Source organism: Streptomyces sp. AA1529, from assembly GCF_000280905.1.
Lineage (GTDB): Bacteria > Actinomycetota > Actinomycetes > Streptomycetales > Streptomycetaceae > Streptomyces.
On the sequence record NZ_ALAP01000047.1, the window covers coordinates 33,432 to 41,184 of the forward strand.

General features: G+C 74.6%; 1 protein-coding gene (running past one end of the window). It reads left to right on the top strand.

Annotated features, from left to right (window positions below; genetic code table 11):
• The coding region annotated (locus A949_RS33435; RefSeq protein WP_037706402.1) for a lonely Cys domain-containing protein crosses the window boundary (this coding region is incomplete at both ends): on the top strand, positions 1–7,753 show 7,753 of its 41,184 nt. The annotated region extends 33,431 nt beyond the left edge of the window.

A 7,753-nucleotide genomic window follows, 5' to 3' on the forward strand; every position in this document is an offset into this window, starting at 1 on the left:
GAGCCGCGGCCGGCGGCGGCCCGGCGCGCCCCGGCCACGCCGCGCTCGGCGACACTGCTGCCGTTCCGGGGCGGTGCCCTCGAACTGTCCGAGGACGAGCGCGAGTCGGTCCGGAAGCTGGCCCGCAAGTCCGTCGCCGGGGCGCTGCCGCGCTGGAAGTTCGGTGTGCGGCCCGACGAGGTGCGAATCGTCGGCCGCGGCAACGGACTGCCGCAGGACGGCGACGGGCGGATCCCGGAGGCCGGACGGCAGCGGGCCGACGCGGTGGCGGCGGCCCTCCGCGAAGAGCTGCGGCGGGAGCTGGCCGCCCGGACGGAGCAACTCCCCGACGGGCTGCCCCCGCTGACGGCCGACCACTTCACACTCACGGTCCTCGCCGACGAGGCGCCCGCGGACCCGGCACAGGCGGCCGACCCGCGGTGGCAGACCGCCGTCCACCTCGTCAGCCCGCCCAACAAGAAGGCGAAGGAGACGCTCGCCGCCCTGGACGCGCGCGACGTGCGCCGGTTCGGCGGGGAGACGTTGAGCCCCCAGGAGCAGGCCTCGTGGATCCTGCACCTGCACCCGGACACGAAGGTGGACGACGCGGCGCTCAGCGCGCTGTACGCCCTGGTGGCCCAGGCCGAGGCGGCGGGCCGGGCGAAGACCCTGGGGCAGCTGGCGGCCTTCCACCTCCGGCAGCCCGGTGTGGTGGACCGGCTGGGCGTCCTCGCGCCGCAGCGCGCCCGCCACTTCACCAGCGACGGGGTCCGGGTTCCGGGCCTGAACTGGACGCGGGACGAGCAGGCCGAGCTGAACCCGTCGCAGTACGGTGACTCGACCGCCGCCGCGCACGGTCCCGAGGTCGTCTCCTTCGAAGACGCCCCCTGGTCGGGCGACGCCTACGCGCTGGTGGACGACGGGCAGTCCGGCCACCTGATGATGCCGCTGGCAGGCTGGGAGCGTCCGGCCACCTTCGAGGAAGTCACCGAACTGGTGGGCCAGGACCTGGAGCGGCTGGCGCAGGAGGGCCGGTACCAGGACGCCCCGATCGTGGTGTCCGCGCTGCCCGCGCACTTCCATCACGAGCTGCTGCTGCGCATGATCGCCCGACGCACGGGCCGCACGGTGTGGTCGCACAACGGTGAGACCGCCTTCGACACCGGAACGGGCTTGATCGAGGTCACCCACCAGGAAGGGCGGCCCGAGGGCAGCTGGATACGCATCGACCCCGATATGCCGGTCGACGAGGAGATGGCCGACTGGCTCTGGGCGGTCGACACCCGGACCGCGGTCAGCGAGACCTCCCACCGGCCGACGGGCAGCATGAGCTTCAACACCGGGGACACGTCCCGGCGGGAGCGGTTCAGCCGCACGATGCACACGGCAACCGCATTCGCGCACCACAACCCGGCGACCGGCTCCGTTTCCCCGGAGGGCGCGCTGCCCACGCCCCCGGGCGAGACGGAAGCCGGGGCCCTCCACGACTTCGGGCACGGCAGCGCCGACGGCACGCTGAGCGTCCGACTGCTGGACGGCAGCTCGCGGCGGCTCAGCGAAGCGGAACAGGACCAGTGGATCGACCATCTGGCACGTTCGTTCAAGGGCAGCTGGATCAGCATCGCGCGCTGCTGGCAGGGCAGCACGCCCGGACGCACCCGCGGGCTGGAACACTCCCAGGGCGCGCCCTTCGTCCCCGATCCGCTCCGGGAGATCTCCCCGGGACAGCGGGCGGCCAACAGGTCCCGGCTGTGGGTGCGGGCCAGCGAACGAGTCCGTGTGGCAAGCCAGAGCCCGGACGGCAAGCCGGTGCACGGCCTGCGCACGGACGCACAGGGCAGGCGTACCCGGTGGGAACTCTTCCGCCCGGAGCCGTCGGCCGATGACCTGGCCCGGTGGGCGGCCGAGCTGGGCATGCCCGTCGACACCGACATCCGGCGCGAGCACGCGCAGGGCCGCGTGCTGGTCCTGGTGCGGGCGCTGAAGCTGACGTTCGGCCGGGACGTGGAGGACACGGAGGGCTTCTTCGACCTGCTCCGGGGGGCGGCGGCGCTGGAGCAGATGTGGCGCGGCGACCCGAGGCTGAGCGAGGCGGGGCTCTTCACGCACGATGCCTTCCGGCGGGCGGTCGCCGCACACCCGGCCGGCAGGCAGGGTGTGGACCAGGCCGGCTACCGCGACGCACTGGCCGCCGCCGCCGGGGCCCGGCGGGGTATCGGGCTCACCGAGTTCGTCACGATGCCGTCGGTGGAGGCCGCTCTGCGGTGGCTGGACGACAGGGACGCAGCCGCCGCGGTCAGCGAACTGCTGGGCAAGCGGCTGGAGAAGCCCGCGCCGGTCCAGGTGCTGGGAGCGTTCTGGGCGCGGGTCAAGGCCGAGGAGGTACTGGGCCGGGACGGCACCGACCAGGCGGCGCTGGCCCGCCGGGTGCTCCACCTGGACCCCGCCGAGCCCGTGGACGCGGCGCGGCTGAAGGAGCTGGGCCGGACGCTGACCCGGGCGTTCGCCGAGGGACGCGACGCGGCCGCCCCCGATGTCGCCGCGGCATACCACCTCCAGCGCTCCGGGCTGCTGGGCCGTGCCACCTCCTCCACCACGCTCGGCCTCACCGGCACGGCGAGGCGGGCACGGGACTTCTCCGGCCGGTCGACCGGCCCGGTGGACCTCAACACCCTCCGCACCGGCGGTCAGGAGTCGGACGCGCCGTGGCTGACCGAGGGCGTCGAGAGCCAGCGCCCTGACCCCTATCTGATCCGGGCCGAGCTGGATCCGGCCGACCAGGCCCACCTCGTGCTCGCCGCCGGGGGCCGCACCTGGCGGGTGACGCAGCGGGAGTTCGTCGAACTGCTCGCCGAGGACACGGTCCTGCAGAGCATCCGGGACGATCTCCCCGGGCGGTCCTCCCTGCGCGTCGACGTCGTGCTGGACATCCCGGAGCTGAACCGGCGAGCCCCCGAACTGGCGGGGCTCCTCGCCCAGCGGCTCGGCCGGCACGTGTGGGCGACCGGCCTGCCGACCTCGCTGCACGAGGGCGGCCGGGACGGCAGCTCGATACTCGGCGTGCCGGACCGGGGCGCCGCCTCCGGCACGTCCCCCGACGCCTGGACCGAGAGCGTGCCGCAGGACCCGGCCGAGCCGGTGGAGTCCCCGCGTTCCCTGCCGGACCCGGTGCCGCCGCACGCGCCGCTGCCCGGTGAGGAGAGCCCGGCCCGTCCCGCCGCCCCGGCAGCGGCGGGGGCACGTGCCCAGGAGCCGGGCCTGCGCCAGGCCACCGGCCTCGACCTCGCCGGCGGGGACGACGCGGGCAACGGGACCGACGCGGAAGCCGGATACGACTCGGACCGTGTGTCGGACAGGGACAGCGAGGTCAGCTCTGTCTTCGACTCCGTTTCCGACCCGTCCTCCGGCACGGACACGGAGAGCGAGCCGGACGCCGAGGCCGACGAGCAGGACGGAGCGGCCGGCGGCAGAAGCACTGAGCGGGCGCCTGGGGATGCTGCGTTCCCCGCGACCGTCCCGGTGGCTCCCGAGATGATGCCGGTGGGCACGGCCAGCGGCCCGGTCTTCACCGCGCCCGCCACCGCACCGGCAGCTCCCACCCCGGCGCCGTCCGCCGACCCGACCCCGCGGCTGCCGCGTTACCTGCCGACCCTGCGTTTCCGGACCGCTTCCGCCGATCTCCAGGCCGATGAGCGCGAAGAGGTCGAGAACTACGCGCGGCAGACGGCGCGGGTCGGCTGGGCGCACTGGAAGCTGGGTGTGGCACCCTCGCCGATCGAGATCACCGGCTACAGCAACGGACTGGGGGGTCTCAGCCGGAGGCCGCTCGCCAAGCGGCGCGCGGCGGCCGTCAAGGCCGCGTTCCTGTCCGTGCTGGAGGCGGAGCTGACCGCCCTGCAGCAGAATCGCCCGCCGGGCCACGCTCCCCTGACCGCGGCGGACTTCCCCGTCCGGGCCGAGCCCAACACCTGGTACGGCGGCCCGGGCTCCGATGACGCCGGAGCGATGATCAGGCCCGAGAGCTTCGCGGGGACGAGCACGCTGACCGAACTGGCGGAACGGGAGCAGGCCAGGTTCGGTGGGGAGCGGCTGAGCGCGGACGAGCAGGCACGCCGGATCCTCCATCTGGCTCCGGACCGCCCTGTGGACGACGGGATCCGCGACGCGCTGTACGCGCTGGTGGGCCAGGCCCGGGCGGCAGGCCGGGCGAGGACCATGGGCGAGGTGGCGGTCTTCCACCTGAGCCGGCCCGGTGTGCTGGAGCGGCTGGGTGTCCTCGCCGACAACCGTCCGGATCATTTCGTCGAGGGCGGTCGCCGGACATTCGGTCTGAACGGCGCGGTCGCCGGGCCGGTGGAGAGGGCCGGTTCGTCGGTCGCCGTCCAGCGGCGGGACGCCGACGGACGCAACGTCGACGCCGCCTCTCTCCGGGCTGCCCCCTGGACGGGGCCCCAGCAGAGCTATGTGCTGGCGGCCGGCCGGTTGTCGGGCACGGTACGCATGCGCCACCCGGACGGGTCCTCTCGTGAGTGGAGCATCGAGGAGACCGTCGAGCATCTCGCACGGGACCTGGAGCACGAAGGTGTGGACCCGCGCGCTCCGATCGTTCTTGCGCTGTCCTACGGAACCCGTCACAACCGGATGCTGATGCGGCTGCTCGCGCACCGCACCGGCCGCACGGTGTGGGCCCACAGCGGCGAGGTGGAGCTGGACGCTGCCACGGGCGTCATCCAGGTGGTCCACCGTGCGGGGCAGCCCCAGGGCGACTGGATCTCCCTCGGGCCCGACACACCGCTGGACGAGGCCGCGCCGGATTGGTACTTGCAGGCCGACGAGCGGCCCGTCGTCGCCGACGGCCGCGAGATCGGTGTCACGACCTTCTCGTCGGGTGAACTGGCCGGCTCGAAGGAGGAGAACGTCCGCTCCCGGAGCCGCGGCACGGCGTTCTCGTACTACAACCCCGCGACGGGCACGTTCTCGGCCGAGTATGAGCTGCCGGTCCCGGACGGTGCCGCTCCGGAGGGCGCGGACCATCTGGCCGGACACGGCCTGCCCGGCCAGGTGTCGCTGGCGATGCTGGACGGCGGCTTCCGCAACGTGGGCGGGCGGGAGCTCGACGAGTGGCTTGGCCGTCTGGAGGGTCTGCTCAAGAGGGCATGGATCAGCCTCGACCGCTGCTGGTCGGGTGTCGCCCCGGACAGCAGCGGATCGAGCACGCGGGCGGGACGCTACGAAGGGACGAGCGCGGCCGTTCCGTTCGTCGCCGATCCGCTGCGGGATCTTTCCGTGGCACAGCGGGCGGCCAACAAGACGCAGAAGTTCGTGCGTTCGGCCGAGGGGATCTCCGGGTCGCAGGGCAGGCGGCAGCGTCTGCTGTTGACCGACGCCCGGGGACGGCGCCCCCGCTGGCGGATCGACCGCCCGGAGCCGGAGGCGAGCCGGGTCGAGTCCTGGGCCCGGATGCTCGGGCGGCTGGACGCCGGGGAGCCGGCGACGCCCGCGGTCCGCGAGGAGGTGCTGGTCCTGCTCCGCGCGCTGAAGTTCACCTTCGGCCGGGACGTGCAGGACGAGAAGGACTTCCTGGATCTGCTGCGTGGGATCTCGGCTCTGGAGCGGATGTGGTCGAAGGACCAGCGGGCCGCCCGCCTGGGCCCGTTCATGCTGGACACCTTCCGGCACGTGGTCGCCGCGCATCCCGAGGGCCGCCGGGGTGTGGATCAGGCCGGCTACCGCGCGGTGCTGCGTGCTGCTCGGCTCGTGGTGCCGAACACTCCGCTGACCCGCTTCGTGGCGATGCCCGCGGTGGAGGATGCCCTCCAGTGGCTGCGGACCGAAGGATGGCCCGGCGGCTGGCACGACCTGGTCACGAGGGTGCTGCGGACGCCTCTGGGCGGGCCGGCGCAGACCGCCCGGATGTTCTGGGCGCGGGTCAGGACGCACGAACTGCTGCGGCGGCCGGGCGTGGACGAGGCGGTGCTCACCCGGCGGATACTCGGCATGGAGGCGGCCGCCGATGTCGACGACCGGGACCGGGCCCGGGTGCGCACGCTCCTCACTCAGGCGTTCGCCGAAGGCCACGACGCGGCCGACTCAGACATCGCCGTCGCGTACGCGCTCAAGCGTCAGGACCTGCTGAGCCTTGCCACCGCGCTGTCGACCGTGGGCCGCGACGACCACCGGGGGGCGGGACGCGACTTCACCGGAGAGGTGCCGCAACCGACGCTGGATCTCCGGCAGATCGGGACGCGCGAGGGCCGGCGCCCCGCCCCGTGGCTGGGCCGGAGCCGGCTCGGCGCGCCCCGCCCGGTGCCCTACGTGGTGCGCGCGAAGGCGGACCCGGCCGAACGGGACCATCTGCTCCTCACCGGCCAGGACGGTACCCGGCGGGTGACCCACGGTGAGTTCATGGCGCTGCTCGCCCTGGACCCCGCCCTGACCGGTGCGCAGGACCCCGCTGTGGGAGGCGCCTCGCTGACCGTCGACGTGGTGCTGGACATCCCGGGGCTGGAGGACCGGGCTCCCTGGCTGGCGGCAAGCCTCGCCCAGCACCTCGGCCGACGCGTGTGGGCCACCAAGGCGCGAATCGGGTTGGCCGAGGCCGGCGCGGACGCCACCTCGATGCTCAGCCTGGACGCCCCGTACACGGACGACATGTGGACGGAGTACCAGCCCGTCGATCCCGCCTACCCCGTGGCCGCCCCGCGCGCGGTGCCGGACCCGGTGCCGCCGCACGCGCCGCTGCCGGGTGAGGAGGGAACCGCCCCCGCGCGGCCCTCCCTGCCGACTGCCGGTGTCCGCGCGATTCCGATGGCGCCCGTGGCGGGGCCCGTACCCGTCACCGAGGCCGCGGCCCCGCATCCGGCAGCCGAGGCCGCGGTGTCCCGTCCGGCTCCCCGCCCGGCCCCGCCGGCGGCGCTGACCCTGCTGCCCTTCGCGCCCTCCTCCGCGCGGCTGACCCGGGAGCAGGAGGCGTCGATCGGCCAACTGGCGCGTCGAGTGGCGGCGCTCGACCCGGCCCACCACCTGGACGTGGAGATCACCGGCTACGGCAGCGGTTCGCGCGCGTCGCGGAGCCGGTCCGTGCCGAACCGGGCGGCAGAGCGGGCGGAGGCGGTGCACACCGCGTTCACCGGGGCGCTGGAGCGGGAACTGGCCGCACGCCGGCCGGAGTGGTCGCCCGCGCGGGTCCGGCAGCGGGTGGCGGCGGTCGTGACCGTACGCGACGGCGGCGCGGAGCAGGGGGCCGTCCCGCCGGTGCTGGCCGACGGCGACCGACGGGACCAGGCGCTGATCCGGGTGGCCACGGTCTCCGCCGAGGAGGCGGAGCGAAAGCTGGCGGCGCTGGACCGCACCGACCCCCGGATGTACGGCAAGTCGCCGTCCAGCCCGGCGGACCTCGCACGCCGGGTGCTGCAACTGCCCCCGGACGCGGTGGTGGACGACTCGACGAAGCGGGCGCTGGTGGCTCTCCTCGGGGAGGCCGAAGCGGCCGGGCAGGCCCGCACCCTGGGTGAGCTGGGCGCCTATGTGCTGCGCAAGCCGGGGGTGCTCGACCGGCTGGGCTGGATCGCCCCGAAGCGTGCGCGCCGCTTCTCCAACCGGCTGGGCGTCCGGGTCCCCGGACTGAACTGGGGCCGCCCGGAAGCGGGTGCGGGCAGCCTCGGCGCGCGCGAGACCCCGGACCGGGAGCAGGTGCGGCTGGACGCCACGGAGATCGAGGCGTGGCTGCTGTCGGCGGAGGGCCGGGTGGTGGACCGGCGGAACAACTCCGACA